Below are 21,902 nucleotides of genomic sequence, written 5' to 3'. Positions count from 1 at the left end.
AGAGAAAATTTGCATAAATCACAACTGCATTTTTCGAATAATATGAAAACGGCATGGTATTAACCATACCGTTATATCTTATAGTCCACGTTTGTTAATCATTGCCTCTGGTAAAGGCATCCGTCCCCGAAAAGCTTTATAAAGCTCCTCTGGATCACGGCTTCCCCCAGCAGAGTAAATAAAACGTTTCAACTTATCAGCAAGCTCTGAATTAAAAACATCTCCCGTTTCTTCAAAAGCCTGAAAAGCATCAGCATCAAGGACTTCCGACCACATATAAGAATAGTAACCAGCGGCGTAACCATCACCTGAAAATATATGCGTAAAATGTGGAGGACGATGGCGCATAATAATTGTATCAGGCATTTGCAGCTTTTCTAATTCTTGGCGTTCAAACACTGTTGGATCAGTTACCTTTTGTCCTTTATGAAAAGCCATATCTACAAGAGCTGATGAAGTAAATTCAACTGCAGCAAAGCCAGCATTAAATGTCTGTGCTGACAAAACCTTATCCATTAATGCTTGCGGCATAGGATGTCCTGTTTTTGCATGCGTAGCATAAGTTTGTAAAATCTCTGGTACAGTTAACCAGTGTTCGTAAAGTTGAGAAGGCAGCTCAACAAAATCACGCGAAACCGATGTTCCCGATACAGATGGCCATGTAACATCAGAAAGCAAACCATGCAATGCGTGCCCAAATTCGTGGAAAAGCGTACGCGCATCATCAAGTGATAAAAGAGCAACCTCCCCTTTGGGTGGTTTAGCAAAATTACAAACATTGTAGATAATAGGCTTTTGTCCGCCATCCAATTTATATTGTGATTGCAAACTACTCATCCACGCACCGGACCGTTTTGAAGAACGTGCAAAATAATCACCAATGAAATGCCCAAGCAGACTTCCATCAAACTTTTTTACTTCCCACAAACGTGCATCAGGATGCCAAAGTGCAACAGCGTTTTTTTCTTCAAATGTAATGCCAAAGAGTTTTTCTGCTACCCCAAAAGCCGCTTTAATCATACGATCAAGCTGAAAATAATATTTAATCTCAGCGCTATCGAAAGAAAGTTTTTCAGTACGAAGTTTTTCAGCATAATAACGCCAATCCCAAGCAGCTAAAGATTCATTGCTGCCCTGATTGTTGGCAAAATTTTGTAATTCAATTTGCTCAGTAGAAGCCTTCGCTCTTGCGCGCTCCCATACAGGCATAAGCAAATCCATAACGGAATCAACACTTTTAGCCATGGTATTATCGAGTTTCAAATCTGCGAAAGATTTATATCCTAATAATTTAGCCTGCTCATCTCTAAGCTCAACAATCTCTACAATAATTGTTTTATTATCATTCTTGTTATTATTTTCACCACGTTTAGCCCAAGCTTGGAATGCAACCTCACGCAAATCACGACGATCAGAGAATTTTAAAAAAGGTTCAACAATCGAACGTGCTAGTGTTAATGCATACGCTTCTTCATTACCTCTTTCACACGCAATTTCCTTCATTGAATCAATGATATCTTGCGGTAAACCAGATAAGTCGGTTTGTTTTAAAAACAGAATCCATTCAGCTTCATCATTTAAGACATTTTGTCCAAAAGTAGCATTTAAAAAAGCAAGTCTTTCATTAATTTCCAAAAGCCGTTTCTTAGCTTTTTCATCGAGTTGTGCCCCATGACAAACGAACTTTTTCCACCATAATTCAAGAACACGTGTTGTTTCACTCTCAAATATACCCAGCTGCGACTGTTTATAAAGCACATCTATTTTCGCAAATATCCGTGCATCCATCATCATTTTTGAAGAATAACGAGAAAGCTTTACAACAAACTCTTGCTCTAGCTTTTGAATTAATACATTCGTATGAGCACTGGTGCGCAAGAAAAATATTGAACAGACACGATCAAGCGCTTTGCCACAAAGCTCAAAAGGCTGCAAAAAATTCTCAAGCGTTGGTGGTTCTTGCACCATCGCAATCGCCTCTAGTTCTTCTTCGGTTTCTTTAAGTGCCTGTTCAAAAGCGGGTTTAAAATCTTCATCACTTATAGAAGAAAAATCAGGAAGACCTGAAAATCCCTTCCAGTCCAGCACTGCTGCTTTTGTCATAATACTTTATGTCTCCATTATAAATTTAAGCTGTAACAATTATCTTTACGACACAAATTGATAATATACTAAAACTATTTCGTGAGTTTCAAAACGACCTTTCCAAACGCTATTGAATAAAAAACCTAGAAATCGTAAAATTCTTTCATTTCAAAACATATTATATTGGAGAAATAAAGATTATTCGCTCACACTTCACAATAGAATTGCATATTAAAAAAACACTTGAAGAAAGGCATAATCTCCACTCTTCACAAAATATTGCTGTAGATTCTTTTGAAAATCACAAAACTACATTAAAGAAATGATGGTAAAAATCAGAACTGATTTTTACATTTATGCTTTTATATTATCCTCAAATTAAGCTGTATTCTCGTTTTAGCGATTCAGAAACTTGTTTATAACTTATAATTCACCCTTGACTTTACTCAAAATATTAACAATTGGGAATATAGCTGGGGAGTTTTTTAAATCTTCCATAAACTTTTTGTTATTATCTCATCTATTATCTAGATTTACAACTCTCCAACTCTTCAGGAGGTACTTTATCATGACTGAAATCAAAACGACCTTCGACTTCAAAAATTTTTCTCCTGAAGCTCTCGCTGAAAAGTTAAAAAATCAGCATTTTGCAGACTCTATTGATATCATCAATGACCTCGATATCATGGAACGTGTAACCATTCTTAGTCTTCTGCCTCTTGATTATGTTATCGAACTTTTTGATAAACCAGAGCTTGAACAACCTGCTTCCATCCTAGAACTTCTCCCTATAAATCGTGCTGTTGAAATTCTTGATGGCATGTCTGCCGATGCTGCTGCAGACGTCTTTCAAGAAATGGATAAAGAAACCCGCACACGACTTTATGCCTTGCTTAAGCCCTTAACGCGCGCTGAACTTAAAAAACTCACCAGTTATCCTGATCATACAGCAGGGGCACTGATGACAACAGAATTTATAGCCGTTCCTTCAAACTGGACTATACAAAAAACTTTGGATCACATTCGTGAGGTCGAGCGAACACGTGAAACCGTTTATACCAGCTATGTAATTGACCCTAAAACAGGTATTCTTCTCAAAGCTGTTTCACTGCGTAACCTTATTCTTGCCTCACCTGATGAACAAATTCTTAATGTCCCTACCCATGACTCGCCCATTACAATATCGCCCTTCACACATCATGAAGATATCGCACGCCTTTTCCAGCGCCATGATCTTCTCTCTGTGCCTGTAGTTGATGAAAGTAACCATGTCATTGGCATTGTAACCGTCGATGACGTACTTGATACTATGGTTGATGAGATGAATGAAGATGCCTATAAATTTGGAGGTATGGAAGCGCTTAATAAGCCCTATATGCAAATTAAGTTCCCTGAAATGATGAAAAAACGTGGCGGATGGCTCGCTTTACTCTTTGTCGGTGAAATGCTGACAGCAAGTGCTATGCAACATTTCGAAACAGAACTCGAAAAAGCGATTATTCTTACACTGTTCATACCTCTCATTATGAGCTCAGGAGGAAATTCCGGCTCACAGGCTACATCCCTTATTATCCGTGCATTGGCTTTACGTGAACTCACGTTGAAAGACTGGTGGAAAGTGTTCATTCGTGAAATTCCAACAGGACTATCTCTTGGTCTCTTACTTGGAATTATTGGCATTACGCGCATTGCTCTCTGGCAAAAATTCGGTATCTACGACTATGGGCAACATTGGATTGCTGTTTCGACAACAGTAGGTACAGCTTTAGTCGGAATCGTTACCTTTGGTTCTCTTTCTGGATCTATGCTGCCTTTTATTCTTAAAGGCTTAAAATTTGATCCAGCAAGTGCTTCTGCTCCTTTTGTGGCAACTTTAGTAGATGTCATGGGCATTATAATCTATTTTTCTGTAGCTTCCATCATTTTGTCAGGAACTCTTCTTTAAACATGTAAAGTAAAAACTCTTTCTTCTGGAAAGACTTTGTCATGTAACCTAAGATCTTTCCAGAAGAGAATAAGCTCCATTAATTTATTTTCTAGCGCACCGCTCCGTAGACAATTTATTATTTTTATTGAATAACAGCTCCGAATATCGTAAATTTGCCTCATCATAAAGCTTTTCATATTAAATGAATTAAAGTTATCTTCTTGCTTGTCACAAACGGGATTGGTGTATAGCTAAAAACTATTCAAGAAAAAATAAATACTTCTTATATCCTCTCTCTCTCGTATCAAAAACTGTTGCAATATTGATAGCTGAGAAAGAATAATAATGATATGCACAATAGGCTTTATATTTCTTCACAACGGTGTTGATAGTATACTATTCGCGTATATTATATCATTTATGAGCCCTATCATGAAATGGATGTAGTATATGTTCAAAAATCTCTCTTAAGTACATAAATATGCAACAACAGGTCTATTCTGTTTAAAGCGTTCTGTTTGGCATGAAAAGCATACTCCTATTAGAGAATGCGATTAACAAAAGTGTGAGGCAATGCACTATCCCCATGGTTTATATTGCTTAGATGCTTTTGAAAGCATAAATTTGGCTTAACGGCAAAGATAAGAATTTTCTTTTGATGCCTTCATATTCTTTCTAAATAAGACTGTATTCCGGTTTCATAAATAAAACAGATATAACTCTTGCCCCAATCTGGCATACAAAATCTAAAATCTTATAAAATGCTTAATCGTCTCAATATTTACCTCAAATACACGCTAGCATTAAATCTGGATTTTGATTGACAAGTTATAGAATAAGAAAAAGCTTTGTTAGAATAAAAATATCCGTACAGTCGTCAATAAATTGGCTATGGATTAAGAGATATTCCGGATTTTTATCAGTCTCTTTGCAAAACAACAACAATAATAATACAGCTAGCTTTATACTTATTTATTCTTACAAGCGTTCATATAAATTCCTTACATCATATTGATAAAAATCAAATTGACGGTGATTTTTATGGACAATTTTAGCTCGAGAATAGAACATCCGTACTATAAAAGAAGCTCCAGCAATTGAAGCTTAATAGAGCCTTAAAGACTTGGATGAATAGTTTTACCATAAAAATATTACCTCCATCTTCCAAAATTATAAAAAAACATGTAAAAGGTTTTATAATAGTCAGGCAAGGAATGTAAAGACTTTGCCTCAAATGAAATTTCATTAAACGAAAAGAAGAAAATTTATGCAATTGCGTAACATTGCCATCATTGCCCACGTTGACCATGGGAAAACAACGCTTGTAGACGGGCTTCTCAAGCAATCAGGAAACTTCCGTGATAATCAGCGTACAAGCGAACGTATGATGGATTCAAACGATATTGAAAAAGAACGTGGAATTACAATCCTAGCGAAAGTGACATCTGTTGTTTGGAAAGATACTCGAATTAATATTGTTGATACACCAGGACATGCCGACTTTGGTGGAGAAGTTGAACGCATTCTAAATATGGTTGATGGAGCCATTGTACTTGTTGATGCTGCTGAAGGACCAATGCCACAAACAAAATTTGTCGTTGGCAAAGCATTGAAAGTGGGGTTGCGCCCTATTGTTGCTATTAATAAAATTGACCGGCCTGATGCACGCGTTGATGAAGTCATTAATGAGGTTTTTGACCTTTTCGCTGCTCTTGATGCAACCGATGAACAGCTTGATTTTCCTATTCTTTATGGATCTGGACGCGATGGATGGATGGCTGAAGCCCCCGAGGGACCAAAAGATCAGGGATTAGGTCCTTTATTTGATCTTGTGACGCAGCATGTCCCTTCTCCTAGTGTAGCAGAAGGACCGTTTCGCATGATTGGAACTATTCTTGAAGCGGATCCGTTTTTGGGACGAATTATTACAGGGCGGATTCATTCTGGCTCTCTAAAACCCAACCAAAATGTCAAGGTTCTTGGACAAGATGGAAAACTTTTAGAAACTGGGCGTATTTCAAAGATTTTAGCATTTCGTGGCTTAGAACGGCAACCTATTGAAGAAGGAAGTGCTGGTGATATTGTTGCGATTGCAGGTCTACAAAAAGGTACCGTTGCTGATACTTTCTGTGATCCTACTGTTAATGAACCCCTTACTGCCCAACCAATTGATCCTCCTACTGTTACTATGAGTTTTCTCGTCAACGATAGTCCCCTTGCTGGAACTGAAGGCGATAAAGTAACAAGTCGTGTCATTCGTGACAGATTGTTAAAAGAGGCAGAAGGCAACGTCGCTCTTAAAATTGAAGAATCAGCCGATAAAGATTCTTTCTACGTTTCAGGACGAGGAGAATTACAGCTTGCAGTTCTCATTGAAAATATGCGCCGTGAAGGATTTGAGCTTAGTGTTTCACGCCCACGTGTTGTTATGCAAAAAGATGAAAATGGAATAACTCTTGAACCAGTTGAAGAAGTTGTTATCGATGTTGATGAAGAATATTCCGGTACTGTTGTACAAAAAATGTCGGAACGTAAGGGCGAAATGGTGGAATTACGCCCTTCTGGGGGAAATCGTGTCCGACTTGTTTTTTATGCGCCAACCAGAGGACTCATTGGTTATCAATCTGAACTTTTAACGGACACACGTGGTACAGCAATTATGAATCGCCTTTTCCATGCTTATGAACCTTATAAAGGAGACATTGCTGGTCGTGTTAATGGTGTTATGATTTCAAATGACAATGGTGAATCTGTCGCTTATGCTCTTTTTAATCTTGAAGATCGTGGACCTATGATCATCGATGCGGGTGTGAAAGTCTATCAAGGTATGATTATTGGCATCCACTCACGAGATAATGACTTAGAAGTTAATGTGTTAAAAGGAAAAAAACTCACCAATATGCGCGCTTCCGGAAAAGATGAAGCCGTAAAGCTAACGCCTCCCATTAAAATGACATTAGAACGTGCCTTATCGTGGATACAAGATGATGAGCTTGTGGAAGTAACCCCTAAAAATATTCGTCTCCGCAAACTCTATCTTGATCCTAATGAACGTAAACGTTTTGAAAAAACACGTGCATCAATTTTAAGCTAATTTCATAATCTCTTTGGTAAAATATTTAATTGTATTGAGCCTCACTATATCCCAGAAAGGATGTCTCTATGAATATTAAAGAAATACCCGTAGGCAAGAATCCACCAGAAGATATTAACGTTATTGTGGAAGTCTCTCTTGGTGGTCAACCAATAAAATATGAAATGGATAAAAAGTCGGGCGCATTATTTGTTGACCGTTTTCTTCATACATCAATGGTTTATCCTGGAAATTACGGTTTTGTCCCTCATACGCTTTCAGATGATGGTGATCCTATTGATGTCCTTATCTGTAATACCCGTCCACTTATCCCTGGTTGTGTTATCAATGTTCGCCCCATAGGAGCTCTGATGATGGAAGATGATGGTGGTAAAGATGAAAAAATTATTGCCATTCCCACTCCAAAATTAACAAAACGCTATATCAATATTCATGACTATACAGATCTGCCCGAGATTACACTCAAACAAATTGAACATTTCTTCAAGCATTACAAAGATCTGGAACCTGGGAAATGGGCCAAAATTGAAGGATGGCGTGATAAAAACTTTGCTTATGAATTAATTAAGCAGGCTGTTGAGCGCAATAAAAAAATATAACGATTTTAATAAAATAAAGCCTGTTTTTTTAATAAGCTTTATTATTTATTTTTTCTACGAGATACAATCTCTAAAGGATTGCCATATCTGCTTTAGCTCTTCTAAATGTGTTGAAAAGTAAAGTTGTTTGTATCGAGATATTGTGCCGTTTTTCAGAGAAATAGAAGAAGATGGTATTCTCCACTGCTTCGCAAGAAATTTAATGAGAGCTTTATTCGCTTTTCCATCTTCAGGAACAGCACGAAGGCGTATAACCAGATATTGTTTTTCACCATCCCTACATTCAACCCCTATTATTTTGTCAACGGATGATTTGGGAATGAGATATACAAACAAAATCAAGTTATTTTTATCAACTTGATAAAACATGTATTCGCCTCAAGTAATATTTCTATAAATACATGTTTGCGTAAACGCGCCACATGAAAGTACGAATAAAATAAATAATAATAAACACTACAATAGGTGAAATATCAATTGTTCCAAAATTTGGTAAAATTTGCCGGACACGGCTTAGAACAGGATTTGTAAGACGATTTAGAAAGCTTCCTATCAAAATAACAAAGCGATTGCGCGAATTTATGATATTAAAGACATAAAGCCAAGAAAAAATGACACTAGCGATTAAAATATCAATATAAATATCAAAAATCAAATCAATCGTTCGAAGCAATGCATAAATCATGCGTCATCCCTTTCAATCAAGGAAACAGAAGAGCGTATAGAAAACCTTCATTAAAGTAGGTTTGTGTACCAAAAAATGGTTTTATACTTCAATACTCTTTTTTCTTGAATAAAAACCAGACATCTAAATTCTTCATCTCTCTATTTAATGACGATGCAGCTAGAAAACAAATATCAAAATTAAAAATAGTACATGAAAATAGAAGAAACAGCAAAAAATTTGAATATCCCTTATAGGATTAATCTTAAATCTCATCGTTTTAATTATTAATATATAAAAAACAAACTAACTAAAAACGGCCTTTTAAAGGCCGCTTTTATTTTATTTTTAAAATTATTTCTGCAAAGCAGTCAAACGGTTAAGAGCACTGCTAAAACCATTGAGCTGAACAAATAAATCATTTAAAGCTGGTTCACCTGTAGCAGCAATTGTCATTGCCAACTTTAACTGTTTTCCAGAACGTAAAGCTGCTACGTGATTTTTGTCAAAAACGACAGGAACCATGCAACCTGCTGGTACACAAGTCCGAATACCAGTTTCGATAACAGCTTTTCCCTCATCAACTTGTAAACGAACAGGCTTAGAAACCAAAATACCAAAAGGAACTGTTAAATTACCAGATACAACACCCTCAGCATTGAGAATAAGGCTCATAGCCACAACAACACGCCCCTGCTCATTCACTTCTTGACGGTGCATAAAACAAATTCTTTTCCCTTCTTGTATACCACAGTTAATAGTCCACAAACCGTAGGTTTCAGTCAAAGAAGAAGCTCCATTTGGCAATGTCGCTGCCGCATCTTTTGATGCAGGAGGCTTTGAATTTGTTGCAAATGCAACGGATGAAATACTCAAGAGAGTAAAAACTATAAGTAAATTAAATAATTTTTTCATTTTATATTCCTGTTCTTTACATAAAAGAGAAACATGTTTATTGTTTATAAATAATATAAAGCGTCTTAATAAAAAAAGCTTTCTTATAATCATATAGCTTTTATAATGGTCTAAGGCTACCTCGAAATTCGCTGACAACTTTCATATAGACATGCTTTTTAAAAGAAACAGCGATCAACGGAAGGGTTTCTAGATCAATCCATTTCCATTGATCAAATTCCGCTTTATTACCATCTGGTGGCGGATTAATCGCAATTTCAGAAAGCTTTCCCGTAAACTGGAAAGCAAACCACTTTTGTATTTGCCCACGATATTTATTGCTTAATGTGCATCCAATAAGTTCTTGTGGAAAATCATAGTGGAACCAATTTTGTGCTTCTTTAATCAACTTTACAGATCGAATACCCGTTTCTTCATAAAGTTCACGATATGCTGCATCTAATGGTTTTTCATCTTCGTCAATCCCTCCTTGAGGAAGCTGCCAACAATGAGATATGTCAATATTTGCATGAATGGGCGTCATTAAACGGCGCCCAACCCAAACTTTCCCCTCATGATTAAAGACAACAATCCCAACACATTTGCGATATGGAAGAATCTTCAAATTAATACCTGCATCCATTTAATATTCCTCAAAATCGCAAGCTATAGATATCATTTCTCACTTTAACACATCCTTATTGGGATCTGGTGGAAATGCTGCATTTGCCATTTCACCTCGTAACAGTTTATAGGCCTCATTCAATTGAATATCATCTTTAGGATCTTTCGGAACAAAAGCAGCTGAACCAGATCCTTTATTACTCTCTCGTTTTCCTTTGATATGTCCTTTTAATGCAGACTCACCAACTTTTACATCATAACCCTTATATTTTTCAGGGAGTGGTTGCTCTACAATAATATCAGGCGTGATCCCTGTTCCTTGAATAGAAGTACCAGATGGCGTGTAATAAAGTGCTGTTGTCAAGCGTAAAGCTCCATTTTCACCCAAAGGAATAATTGTTTGAACAGATCCTTTACCAAAAGACTGCGTCCCTAAAATTGTTGCACGACGATGATCTTGTAATGCACCCGCAACAATTTCAGAAGCACTTGCCGAACCACCATTAATAAGGACAATGAGCGGTTTTCCATTGATAACATCACCTGGCTTCGCATCAAATCTTGTCACATCACTCTTTTTGCGCCCACGAGTCGACACAATTTCACCTTTATTGAGAAAAGCACTCGAAACATTAACAGCTTGATCTAAAAGCCCACCAGGATTAAGCCGCAAATCGAGGACGTAACCTTTTAGCTTATCTTCAGGAATTTTAGATTGGATATCTTTAATTGCTGCCAGAAGATTACCCAATGTCTGCTCAGAAAACTGGATAACTCTTAAATATCCAATGTCACCCTCAACCCTATATTTCACCGCTTTTACCTTGATAATATCACGAACAATCTTCACTTCAAATGGCTTATCAACGCCAGAACGAATAATTGTTAAGGTAATGGGTGTTCCAGGAGCACCTCGCATCTTATTAACAGCTTCATTCAATGTTTGACCATTCGTTTGTACATCATCAATTTTTGAAATAAGGTCTCCTGCTAAAATACCTGCTTTTGAAGCGGGAGTATCATCCATTGGTGAAACAACTTTAATTAAGTTTTTTTCCATAGTGACCTCAATACCAAGACCTCCGAACTCTCCTTTCGTAGAATCCCGCATATCCTTGGCTTCTTCAGCATTCAAATAAGATGAATGAGGGTCCAGTGATGTGAGCATGCCATTGATAGCATTTTCAATAAGCTTTTTATCATCTGGAACTGTAACGTATTGCATACGCACGCGCTCAAAAACATCGCCAAATATAGCTAGCTTTTTATATGCATTATCTTCATTATTCGCAGCAACAGACTGCACCATAATCATTGAACAGGCGCCGAGCAATACCCCAGCGACCAAAAGAATAACTTTACGAATCATTTTGGCTCCTTCTTATTTTTTCAGTCTGCCACCAAGGAGTTGGATTTACAGGTTTTCCCTGCTTTCTAAACTCAATGTAAAGCATTGGAGAAGTTTTTCCTATATCCAATGCAACACTGTTTGAAATAAATTGCATCTCCATTATACCCAGAGGCTCACCTGAAAGAACAAACTGCCCCTGTTTTACATTAATTCTCGACATTCCAGTAAGAATGATATGATAACCATTTCCAACATTGAGAATAATTAACTGTCCGTAAGAACGAAATGGCCCAGCAAAAGCAACAAAAGCATCCACAGGCGATATAACAACAGCTCCTGACTCTGTTTCTATCGTTTCACCAAAGCGCGTAATCTGCGAACTTTTGTTAGAGTGATGTATTCTTTTTCCTGAAACAGGAAAAAGTAATGAACCTTTTCGGCTTTCAAAATTGGACTGTTCTAATAATTGCAAACTTTTCCGTACCTGTACTGATGCGTCAGAGCTAAGTTTTGACTGACGGTCGAGCTCTAAAATCAATTCTTCCAAAGACTGCGCTTTTTTAGCAAGAGCAATATTTTTTTGTTGCTGTTCTGTAAGTTCTTTTTCTGATTTTTTTTGTAGTTTGTTTTTTTTGTCTAATAAAAGCTCTAGACGTTTTCGCTGCTCTGCTTGATTTTGCAGTTTTGTCTTTAATGCCGTATATTCCGTAGTAATGGAATTACTCAAATTGGTCAACTCCTTGAGTTTCTGTGTTAAATCTCGTGTTTTCTCTTGCATCTGAGGAATAACAGTACCTAATAAAACAGAACTACGTATAGAAGCCAACGCATCCTCTGGCTGTATCATAAGAGCAGGAGGCGGATTCAATCCCATACGTTCCAAAATTGCAAGAACTTCCGCAAATTCAGCGCGACGATTTTTTAAACTTTGATAGACTTGTACCCGCTTTTCTATCATTTTTTTAAGCTTTTCTTCCCTTTTAGCAATATCATCTGCTACTGTACGTTCTTCTTTAGCCGCCTTTATAAGTGCATCACTCAAAACACGTTGATCTTTTTTTAAATGCTCAACTTGATGCGTAAGAAAAGCAACACGCTCACGCGAAAGTGAAATATTTTGGCGAATTTCTCCCAATTCTTTATGTGCTTCTGTACTCCTCATTGTATCTTCCGCATGCGATACAGAAAAGCAAAAAAACATACTCAAGAGCAGAATGACAAATATCACGCATTCCCCATATAAATATAGCATCTTTCTATGTAGAAGCTTTTTCATTTGCCCAACCACAACACCTCATCGTATACATTAGAGATGCTTTAAATGGTGTCAGCTAAAACAATATTAATAAATATATAAATAAGTGCTAAAAATTGCACAAAAATATTAAAAACGATGATACGGATGATTATTTTCAATTGTCACAGCCCGGTAAAGTTGTTCTGTAAGAAGAATACGTGCAATTTGATGTGGCCACGTCATCAAACCAAAAGATAAAAGCAAATCAGCATGCTTCCTTATTTGTTCATTATGTCCATCAGGTCCTCCCAAAGCAATGACGACATCTCGAATGCCTTCATCACGATAACACCTCAATTTTTCAGAAAAAGAAGTTGAAGAAATCGATTCTCCACGCTCGTCTAACACAATTAATCGACATTTTTCAGGTAAAAATTCAATAAGTCTTCTCCCCTCTTCCTCCATACGTTGACACGCTGTTTGAGCACGACTTTCTGGTATCTCTTGTAACTTTTTTAAATGAAAGCCTACAACTCCAGAAATTTTAGAAAAACGATCCAAATAATGCTGAACTAATTTTTGCTCCGCCCCACTTTTCATACGGCCAACCGCAAAAATAGAAATTTGCATTTTAATGATCTCCGAAGAGAAGCAAAGCTGTATCGTTTAAATCCGGAGTGATCCATATTTTTTCTAAATTATAAAAAAGGCGAATTTCTGGACGAAAAAGATGAATGATAATGTCACCTATATCAATCAATACCCAATCACCTCCAGCAAGCCCTTCTACGCGCGCAAGCCCCTGCCCATTATCTTTCCAAGTATGTAATAAATGATCAGCAACAGAAGATACATGACGCTGCGAATTTGCTGAAGCTATGACCATATAATCAGCCAAAGATGACTTCCCTCGAATATCAATAGCAACAATATCTTCTGCTTTTGTATCTTCTAAACTCTTGAGAATAACTTCAAGACTCTCACTAACAGAAAAAACTTTTTTTTCTTTTGAAGGCATACTATTGTAAGAGTGTTTATGTGCAATGTTTTTCAGATCAATATCCTTTCTTATCGTTGTGGAATCTAAAAAAGAGATTTCTCTAAAGAGAAGCAGAATCTTATGAAATGTTCAAGAAAAATCATTCTTTTTCAAACGCAGGTTTGTTGAAGATTGAAAAGATAAAGGTCCATGCAAATAAGTCCAAACTGGTGGCTTGATAAAAGGTAATCGCTTACTTTCTCTCTCATCCAAACGAAAACGACGATAAATATGTGCCATAGGAGAAAAAAGTGCCGACCGATTGCCTAAAGGACGATCAATAATCGCAATAGGAAGCATAGAGACGATATCATGCCATCGATACCAATGATGTATCGTCGTAAAACTATCTGCCCCCATAATCCATACAAAATTTACGCCACTGTAATGGGTAAGAATATGAAAAATTGTATCTACTGATACTTTGCTCCCTATAGCCTGTTCAAAACCTGTTAAGCGAATTTTCGGATGGTCAATAAGTTTAAAACTTAATTGCATTCTCTCCTCTAAAGAGAGCAACTGTGTACAATCCTTTAAAGGATTTCCTGGAGTGATCATCCACCATAACTGATCAAGATGCAAACGCCGAATGGCAATTTTTGCAACAAGAAGATGCCCTACATGCGGTGGATTAAAGGACCCCCCAAAAAGACCCACAACATTGGATCTTTCAACATGTGGCATACAATTTTTCCATGGAAAAAATGGTGTTCTCAAGCTCTAACCTGACCATTTCCTTTAACATGATATTGAAATGAAGTTAGCTGTTCAACACCTATCGGGCCACGTGCATGCATTTTTCCTGTTGCGATACCAATTTCCATTCCAAAACCAAATTCACCTCCATCAGCAAATTGTGTGGACGCATTGTGCAGCAAAATAGCTGAATCTAAATGATTAAAAAAATTCTTCACTACTTTCAAATCCTCAGCAATAATCGATTCCGTATGTCCTGATGAATAACGCTTGATATGAGAAATGGCTCCCTCAACACCCTCAACCGTTTTAACAGAAAGAATAGCATCAAGATATTCATGCGACCAATCTTCTTCAGAAGCTAATTTGACATCTGACATAAGAAAAACAATATCTTCTGTGGCACGAATTTCACACCCCTTCTCCTGTAAAGCAGTTAAAACAGGAAGAAACTTTTTTAATGCCTGGCTGTCAATGAGAACTGTCTCAACAGCACCGCATATCCCTGTCCGCCGCAACTTTGCATTTAAAACAATATTGCGTGCCATAGCTAAATCTGCCGATTTATCAATATAAATATGACAAAGTCCCTCCAAATGAGCAAAAATTGGAACACGTGCATCAGACTGAACGCGGGCAACAAGGCTCTTTCCACCACGTGGTACGATCACATCAATCGCTCCATCCAATCCTTTGAGCATTTCCCCAACGGCAGCGCGATCTGTCGTTCCAACCATTTGAATAGCATCTTTGGGTAAACCAGAGCGTTCTAAACCTTGTACCAAAGCTCCATAAAGAGCATGAGAAGAATGAAAGCTATCCGAACCACCGCGCAAAATCACAGCATTGCCTGCTTTTAAGCACAAAGAACTTGCATCAACTGTAACATTTGGACGACTTTCATAAATAATACCAATCACACCAAGAGGTGTTCGTACACGACTTATATGAAGCCCATTTGGACGTTTCCACGCACTCATGACCTGTCCAACAGGATCAGATAAACGAGCAACTTGGCGAACACTGTCTATCATTGTACGTAAACGCAAGTCATCCAATTTTAGCCGATCAATCATTGCTGCTTTCAAATTATTCTGAGCAGCATTCTCTAAATCTTGACAATTCGCTCGTAAAATTTTATCTGACTGAGCCTCTAGACTTAAAGCGATCATTTCCAATGCATTGTTCTTTTGCTCAGAAGAAGCAACAGCCAATGCTGCAGCGGCATAACGTGCTTTTTGTCCCATATCTTTCATTTGTTCTTCTAAAGTCATCGTATTATCCACTCTGCCAAAACAATAAAAACAAAAGTAACTTTTTTAAACAGAATTGGTCAAGAAACGTAGAATCATATCATTACGATGCACCATAGCAGAGCGCGCCTCATACCCAAGAATAGATTCAATTTCTTCGCTTTTACGTCCTATAATGCGTACAGCCTCATCTTTGCCATAGCTTACAAGTCCACGTGCAATCTCAACCCCATTTGTATCAACAATTGCAACCGTATCCCCACGATGGAAATTTCCCTCAACAGCAATAACCCCTGCAGCTAATAATGATTTTCCTGACTCAAGAGCCTTAATGGCTCCTTGATCAATCGTCAAAACACCAGATGGATCTAAATGACCAGAAATCCATGTTTTCCAAGCACTAACAGATTTCTCACCAGCCGCAAAAAAACTCTTGCGTTCACCTTTGTCAATTGCAGCAAGGGGATTCATACGCTTGCCTGAGGTAATAATCATCGCCGTTCCAGCAGCATTAGCTATCTTTCCAGCATCAAGCTTGGTCTTCATTCCTCCCCGTGAAAACTCTGAAACAGCAACATCTGCCATTTTTTCGATATCATGCGTAATGGATGCAACAAAAGGTATAAATTCAGCCGTTGGATCACTATGGGGAGACTTTGTATAAAGACCATCAATATCAGATAAAAGTATTAAAAGATCTGCCCCCATCATTGTTGCCACACGTGCAGCTAAACGATCATTATCACCATAACGAATTTCATTTGTCGCAACAGTATCATTCTCATTAATAACAGGTACCGCTCTAAAACGTAAAAGCACATTAATCGTCGCACGTGCATTAAGATAACGCCTTCGCTCTTCCGTATCAAATAAAGTGAGCAAAATTTGTCCTGTTTTGAGCCCATATTGAGCAAGGGCATCACTATAGGTTTTCGCTAACTCAATTTGCCCCAAAGCAGCACATGCCTGACTTTCTTCCAATTTCAAAGCCCCTTTAGGAAGATGTAGCAATGTCCTTCCTAAAGCAATAGCGCCTGAAGACACCAACAATATCTCTACGCCTTTTTTGTGCAATTCAACAACATCACTGATCAAGCTTTTAAGCCATTCAACCCGTAAACCTGTCTGAGGATCAACCAAAAGGGCAGATCCAATCTTGACCACAATACGTTTATAGTGTGTAAGTTTTTGCGATCCAACAGCCATCTCAATCAACCTTGCTATCCACACTGATCTCCTCTTTGCGTGACATTTCAATAATATGTGCACCAGCACGCAGCACATTTTCTAAACCTTCGCGGCTAACCGCAGAAAACATCATAACAGGTTGATCCGCTGCTCTTTGCAAAGCTTCCTGTTTCGTTTTACGCTCTTCAATTGTCAGAGTATCTATCTGGCTTAAAGCGACAATTTCAGTCTTATCACTTAGATTATTTCCATATGCCTCAAGTTCATGACGCACAATTTGATATGCTTTTGCTACATCTTCTTCTTGAGAAGAAATCAGATGAAGAAGTACGTGACAACGTTCCACATGTCCTAAAAAACGATCTCCAATTCCCACACCTTCATGCGCTCCTTCAATTAATCCTGGAATATCAGCCAAAACAAATTCACGATCATCAATACGTACAACACCAAGATGAGGATGTAGAGTGGTAAAAGGATAATCTGCAACTTTTGGTTTTGCAGCCGTTACAGAAGCTAAAAAAGTTGATTTTCCAGCATTGGGTAAACCAACAAGCCCAGCGTCAGCAATTAACTTCAAGCGAAGCCATACTGCGCGCTCTTCTCCAGCCAAACCTGGATTTGCACGACGCGGTGCTCGATTTGTCGATGTTGTAAAATGAAGATTACCAAAACCGCCATTCCCTCCTTTTGCAAGACGATAGCGCTGTCCTACTTCCGTTAAATCACAGATTAACGTTGTGTTATCTTCTTCAAAAATTTGCGTCCCAACCGGAACTTTAAGGATGACATCATCACCCTTTTCACCCGTCATATTACGACCCTTGCCATGCCCCCCTGTTTTTGCTTTAAAATGCTGTTGGTAGCGATAATCAATCAGCGTGTTAAGCCCATCAACAACAAGAGCCCAAACATCACCACCCCGTCCTCCATTCCCCCCATCAGGTCCCCCAAATTCTATGAATTTTTCGCGACGAAATGATACTGCTCCAGAACCTCCATTACCAGAACGAATATAAACTTTAGCTTGATCAAGAAATTTCATTAGAAGCACTCACTGAGGAATCAATCTCTCTACCTCTATAGGCAATACATTAGTTTTACCAGTTTTTCATCATTGATAACAGAAAAACTGTCAATATCGCCGATAACTCTTTGAGAAAAAAATCATCACATCTAAATAGATTAAGTAAAGTTAAGTCTTCTTAAAAGAAGGCGCTATTCTTGTATTTTTGTTTTTCCCTTAAATTCAAGTGCTAGAAGATAAAGTTCTACTGACTCTGATCGGCTTGCGGGTGGTTTAACATGATAGACTTTTTTAAAATGCTGTTTTAGTATCGTGAGAAGAGTTTTTTCTGCTCCTCCTTGAAAAGCCTTTGCTAAAAAATGTCCCCCAGGCTTAAGAACCGAAAGAGCAAAATCAGCCGCAACTTCACATAAATAAATCGTTCTTAAATGATCTGTCTGACGATGGCCTGTTGTTGGCGCTGCCATATCAGAAAGAACCACATCCGGTTTTGTCCCTAAAGTTTCAATTAATTTCTGTGGTGCATCTGTATGCAAAAAATCCATTTCTAACATGGCAACTCTAGGCAATGGATCAACATGTAAATAATCAATACCAACAACGCTAGGATCTTCATCGCTTGACCCTACTATACGCTCCGCCACCTGACACCAGCCCCCAGGTGCTGCTCCTAGATCAATAACCTTTTGACCTTTTTTCAAAAACTTATAACGCTCATTAATTTCAATGAGTTTATAAGCCGCACGAGAACGATAACCATCTACTTTTGATTGATGGACATAAGGATCATTCAGATGCCTCTCTAACCATCGTCGTGATGAAGCTTTAATGGTTCCTGCTTTCTTTTTTACGCGCTGATATAATTCATGTGACCCTGAACCTCCGTAGCCACCCCTCGGTGTTTTTATTGTTTTTTTCATCGTTATTCATTGTCTCCATATTTAATTCTCTAACGCTTGAAATCTCTGCTCTTTCTATGACGACACCATACCCCATCGCGTAACATCAGCTCTATCAAGATTCCTTCCCTTAATCCACGATCAGCAACTCTTAAACGCTGACTTGGCCAAACTTCCCGAATAACATCTAAAATTGCACAACCAGCTAAAACTAAATCTGCTCTCTCGCGCCCAATAAAAGGACTTATGACACGTTTTTCTATATCCCATGATAATAAGCGTTGTGTCATAAGAGTAATGTCTGCATCATTCATCCAAGTGCCATCCACTTTTTTCCTATCATAACGCTCTAAATTAAGATACATTCCTGCTAAAGTCGTAACCGTACCGGAGGTTCCCAAAAGATGAAACTTCGAACCTTGCGCTAACTCTCCTAATTTATGACGATCTGAAAATTTATTTAATAACCCTCGCACATAGCTTTTCATTTTTTCAAAATCGTCTAAGCTAATATTCTTCCCTCCAAAACGTTCAGCAAGCGTAACAACACCAACAGGAAGAGAAGTCCAAGCGATAATTTGTCTAGCTAAACGAAAAGAACGCTTTTGAGAAACATCAAGTAGCACAATTTCTGATGATCCTCCTCCAATATCAAAAAGTACAATTGCGTCAGTATTTGGTTCAACAAGTGTACTACACCCTGTAACAGCAAAACGCGCTTCTGTTTGCCGATCAACAATTTCCAATTCAAGACCTGTCTCCTCCAAAACACGCTGAATAAAATGTCTACCATTTTCTGCAGAACGACAAGCTTCTGTTGCAATCAAGCGATAACGCTTAATATGCCTTTGTTTTAGCTTTAAATAACAAATCTTTAATGCTTCAATCGCACGATCCATAGCTCGTGTATTAAGAAAACCGTTATTTATTAAACCTTCTCCCAATCGTACAATACGAGAAAAAGCATCAACAACACGAAAATATCCAGGTTTACTAGGAGATGCGATAAGAAGACGACAATTATTCGTTCCGAGGTCAAGTGCCGCATAAAGAGGTGGAGATTTTACTGGAGGGAACCGTCGAAGAAAAGGCGCTTTGAGTTTTTTTGTTTTTTGAGCACCTATCATTATCTGATTATGAAACTCAAAAGCTGTCTCAGATTGAACAAAAAACTGTTTCTGTTCATAATGTTTTTTTCTCTGTTGTCTCTTTATATCAACAAAGACAGAGTACGCCTCTGTTCGTGACAATGCGGAACGATTATTTGTATTACTACTGCACTGATCATACAACTGATCTGCTTTGGTATCGTATATTTCTCCTCGCTTTAACTCTTTTGAACCATAATTTAACGGGGTCATTTCTCTTATCCCTTGAGCGTTTCCCCCAATAAATAAACGCGAAAACTCTTCTGTTCATTCCTAAATAAAGCAACAATGCAGCATCAAATGATAAATACAAAAAATCATTCTTTCTTTACCTATCATTAAAATTTTCCACGCTAGCATCATTCATATTTTTGATAATCTTTTGGTTGTTTCCGTGAAATCATGCTTCCCTCTATGAACTTAAAACTATAAATTAATCGTTTACGTTCGCATCAATTTTTATAAATTTTGCTCTTTTCTTTATACCATTTACACGGAGCACACCTTTATTGTAACAAACCTACATTATCATACTATTTGCTGACTCTTAAGGTCACAACAACCTATACATTAGTAAGGTTTATAAAAAATTTTTTCTTTTTTTTCAATCTCGTTATCCACACACAAGCCTCGTTTGTTGTATGCAATGAAGTGGCTTTGATTATGCTGGAATAAAAGTTCTGTAGTACTACAAAATGCAATTACTATAGCTGTTATTTTGTGAATACCAATAAAAACTGTCGTTCAAAAAACTCTCTAGGATTATAAATTTATCTGAAAAATATTAATGCTTAATCAGACCGCTCTGAAAATCCATTTTAAGCTTTAAAAAAGAATTGAGCCTACTTATTATTGTAAGGAAGCCATCTTTTTAATTATTTTAAATCGAATATTTCTAATCTTTTTTACTTTTAATAACTAACGAAATCATTCTTTAAGCTTTATGGAAAATACTAACTTGATTTTCTATTACATATAAAGAACTTATTGTGACTTTACATTCATAAAACTCTCACTCTTTCCAATAAATCACCTCGATATCATATTATATAAAAATTCTTACTTATTTGACCTTATAATTTACACTCAAAAATATAATACAACGATTTATGAAAAAATGACTCTTGTTAAAAATACTCGATGGATTCTAAGGACGTAAAGAATTAAGTGCCGCATTTAACCCTTTAAATGGTACAGTAAAAGAAAATACCTTTCCTTCTTTAATTTTATAGGAAATACGTACTTTATTGTCCTGCTCTATTTGTTTAGTCAAAACCGGCCCTACAGGCGACTGGGCCAAACAAACGGTTTCATTGCATTGCGTATAATGAATAAGAACAGGTTTTTTAACACCTTTTACAAACATTTGAATCGGAACATTTATATCAGAATTTGGCAATGTTCGAAAAAGCATCACTGCTTGACCACTTGTCGTAGACACAAGAGACCAACTAAAAATGGTATTTCCTTCTTGATCATGAACAGTCTGTGTCACATTACATATACCTTGCTTATGTTTAAGCTTTTGTTTTTCGTCACAAATCAAAGTCCAATCATAAAACTGCATAATAATTCGACGTGTTTCACCAGGTTCTCCTTTAGGTATCGATAAGTGCGGTGGATGCACTGTATAAATATTATTGTTCTCGCTAGCAAAGCTTTCGCTCTTGCCTATTAAGGCAAGAGCGAACAGAACCGTTACTAACATACTTCTCTTTTTTACAATAACAGCCATTTTTTCTATTATCATCTCAACCTCAGAGTAATTCCAGCACCTATCCCCCAGTGACCTCCAGCACTCGTAATAGATACATTCGAGCGAATATTTCCATCTTCAGATGTATAACCAGCTCCAATAGCAAACGCGGATTGACTGCGCCACAAACCACTACCAAATGAAACACTTAAAGATCCTGGTATGTCATAGTAACGTAAATTAGACACTGCTAAACCAATCGCCGCTGCTTGTCTTGCTTCCTTGCGAACATCCTCAACAGCATAATTTAACATCTCAAACTTCATATCCGTATAGGATTTCGCCTCGTTAACGCCATTATTGACAAAACTATTGACTTGATCATCCGTATATTTCTTCGCATCTTCAAGAACCGTCTTCATCTGCTGTTCTGTGTAATCATGTAACTGACCTCCATTAACAGCTTCTTTCGAATCCTTTT

At 37.5% G+C, this 21,902-nt stretch carries 20 protein-coding genes; 3 read left to right on the top strand and 17 right to left on the bottom strand.

Annotated features, from left to right (window positions below; genetic code table 11):
• Positions 1–78 precede the first annotated feature (78 nt).
• A complete protein-coding gene (locus ACFINF_RS02265) occupies positions 79–2,103 on the bottom strand; it encodes a M3 family metallopeptidase (protein WP_375619494.1) in 2,025 nt (674 codons plus the stop codon).
• A 550-nt stretch (positions 2,104–2,653) separates the two neighbouring features.
• On the opposite strand from ACFINF_RS02265, the gene mgtE reads away from it, so the two are divergent.
• The 3 genes from mgtE (at position 2,654) to ppa (ending at position 7,705) form a co-directional block, all read left to right on the top strand.
• Complete coding sequence (mgtE, locus tag ACFINF_RS02260) at positions 2,654–4,030, top strand: magnesium transporter (RefSeq protein WP_375619493.1); 1,377 nt, start codon at positions 2,654–2,656, stop codon at positions 4,028–4,030.
• 1,249 nt (positions 4,031–5,279) lie between these two features.
• A complete protein-coding gene (typA, locus tag ACFINF_RS02255) occupies positions 5,280–7,106 on the top strand; it encodes a translational GTPase TypA (protein ID WP_375619492.1) in 1,827 nt (608 codons plus the stop codon).
• Between the two features lie 68 nt (positions 7,107–7,174).
• Positions 7,175–7,705, top strand: a complete 531-nt coding sequence (ppa, locus tag ACFINF_RS02250) for an inorganic diphosphatase (protein WP_375619491.1) — start codon at positions 7,175–7,177, stop codon at positions 7,703–7,705.
• Between the two features lie 54 nt (positions 7,706–7,759).
• Here the strand turns inward: ppa and ACFINF_RS02245 are convergent, their stop codons facing one another.
• The 16 genes from ACFINF_RS02245 to ACFINF_RS02170 form a co-directional block, all read right to left on the bottom strand.
• Complete coding sequence (locus tag ACFINF_RS02245; RefSeq protein WP_375619490.1) at positions 7,760–8,074, bottom strand: DUF167 domain-containing protein; 315 nt, start codon at positions 8,072–8,074, stop codon at positions 7,760–7,762.
• A gap of 22 nt (positions 8,075–8,096) precedes the next feature.
• Positions 8,097–8,390, bottom strand: coding sequence for a YggT family protein (locus tag ACFINF_RS02240; RefSeq protein WP_375619489.1), 294 nt, complete (start codon positions 8,388–8,390; stop codon positions 8,097–8,099).
• Between the two features lie 333 nt (positions 8,391–8,723).
• Positions 8,724–9,284 (bottom strand): invasion associated locus B family protein, encoded by a 561-nt coding sequence (locus tag ACFINF_RS02235; protein ID WP_375619488.1) that lies wholly within the window; start codon positions 9,282–9,284, stop codon positions 8,724–8,726.
• A 100-nt stretch (positions 9,285–9,384) separates the two neighbouring features.
• A complete protein-coding gene (locus ACFINF_RS02230) occupies positions 9,385–9,906 on the bottom strand; it encodes an RNA pyrophosphohydrolase (protein WP_375619487.1) in 522 nt (173 codons plus the stop codon).
• Between the two features lie 39 nt (positions 9,907–9,945).
• Complete coding sequence (locus ACFINF_RS02225) at positions 9,946–11,256, bottom strand: S41 family peptidase (protein WP_375619486.1); 1,311 nt, start codon at positions 11,254–11,256, stop codon at positions 9,946–9,948.
• Entirely contained in the window at positions 11,246–12,526 is a 1,281-nt protein-coding gene (locus tag ACFINF_RS02220) for a murein hydrolase activator EnvC family protein (RefSeq protein ID WP_375619485.1), read from the bottom strand. The genes ACFINF_RS02225 and ACFINF_RS02220 overlap by 11 nt, the downstream gene beginning before the upstream one ends.
• 96 nt (positions 12,527–12,622) lie before the next feature.
• Complete coding sequence (rlmH, locus tag ACFINF_RS02215; protein ID WP_375619484.1) at positions 12,623–13,105, bottom strand: 23S rRNA (pseudouridine(1915)-N(3))-methyltransferase RlmH; 483 nt, start codon at positions 13,103–13,105, stop codon at positions 12,623–12,625.
• A gap of 1 nt (position 13,106) precedes the next feature.
• The gene (gene rsfS / locus ACFINF_RS02210) at positions 13,107–13,493 is read right to left on the bottom strand and encodes a ribosome silencing factor (RefSeq protein WP_375619483.1); all 387 of its coding nucleotides are present in this window, start codon (positions 13,491–13,493) and stop codon (positions 13,107–13,109) included.
• A gap of 111 nt (positions 13,494–13,604) precedes the next feature.
• Positions 13,605–14,198: a nicotinate-nucleotide adenylyltransferase gene (locus tag ACFINF_RS02205; protein WP_375619482.1), complete on the bottom strand. Its 594-nt coding sequence runs from the start codon at positions 14,196–14,198 to the stop codon at positions 13,605–13,607.
• 29 nt (positions 14,199–14,227) lie between these two features.
• Positions 14,228–15,484 carry a glutamate-5-semialdehyde dehydrogenase gene (locus ACFINF_RS02200; RefSeq protein WP_375619481.1) on the bottom strand — a complete coding sequence of 419 codons (1,257 nt, stop codon included), beginning with the start codon at positions 15,482–15,484 and terminating at the stop codon, positions 14,228–14,230.
• A gap of 45 nt (positions 15,485–15,529) precedes the next feature.
• The gene (gene proB, locus ACFINF_RS02195; protein ID WP_375619480.1) at positions 15,530–16,669 is read right to left on the bottom strand and encodes a glutamate 5-kinase; all 1,140 of its coding nucleotides are present in this window, start codon (positions 16,667–16,669) and stop codon (positions 15,530–15,532) included.
• A gap of 1 nt (position 16,670) precedes the next feature.
• Positions 16,671–17,696, bottom strand: a complete 1,026-nt coding sequence (gene obgE / locus ACFINF_RS02190) for a GTPase ObgE (protein ID WP_375619479.1) — start codon at positions 17,694–17,696, stop codon at positions 16,671–16,673.
• Positions 17,697–17,869: 173 nt separating this feature from the next.
• Positions 17,870–18,598, bottom strand: a complete 729-nt coding sequence (locus ACFINF_RS02185) for an RlmE family RNA methyltransferase (RefSeq protein WP_375619478.1) — start codon at positions 18,596–18,598, stop codon at positions 17,870–17,872.
• Positions 18,599–18,627: 29 nt separating this feature from the next.
• The gene (locus ACFINF_RS02180; RefSeq protein ID WP_375619477.1) at positions 18,628–19,938 is read right to left on the bottom strand and encodes a Ppx/GppA phosphatase family protein; all 1,311 of its coding nucleotides are present in this window, start codon (positions 19,936–19,938) and stop codon (positions 18,628–18,630) included.
• A gap of 934 nt (positions 19,939–20,872) precedes the next feature.
• Entirely contained in the window at positions 20,873–21,475 is a 603-nt protein-coding gene (locus ACFINF_RS02175) for an invasion associated locus B family protein (protein WP_375619476.1), read from the bottom strand.
• A partial coding sequence (locus ACFINF_RS02170; RefSeq protein ID WP_375619475.1) for a YadA-like family protein occupies positions 21,472–21,902 on the bottom strand: 431 nt, incomplete at its 5' end. The genes ACFINF_RS02170 and ACFINF_RS02175, both read right to left, overlap by 4 nt.

The sequence above is a fragment of the Bartonella sp. TS25HLJMH genome (assembly GCF_042193505.1).
GTDB lineage: Bacteria > Pseudomonadota > Alphaproteobacteria > Rhizobiales > Rhizobiaceae > Bartonella > Bartonella grahamii.
This window is presented reverse-complemented; position numbering and strand designations above follow the sequence as displayed.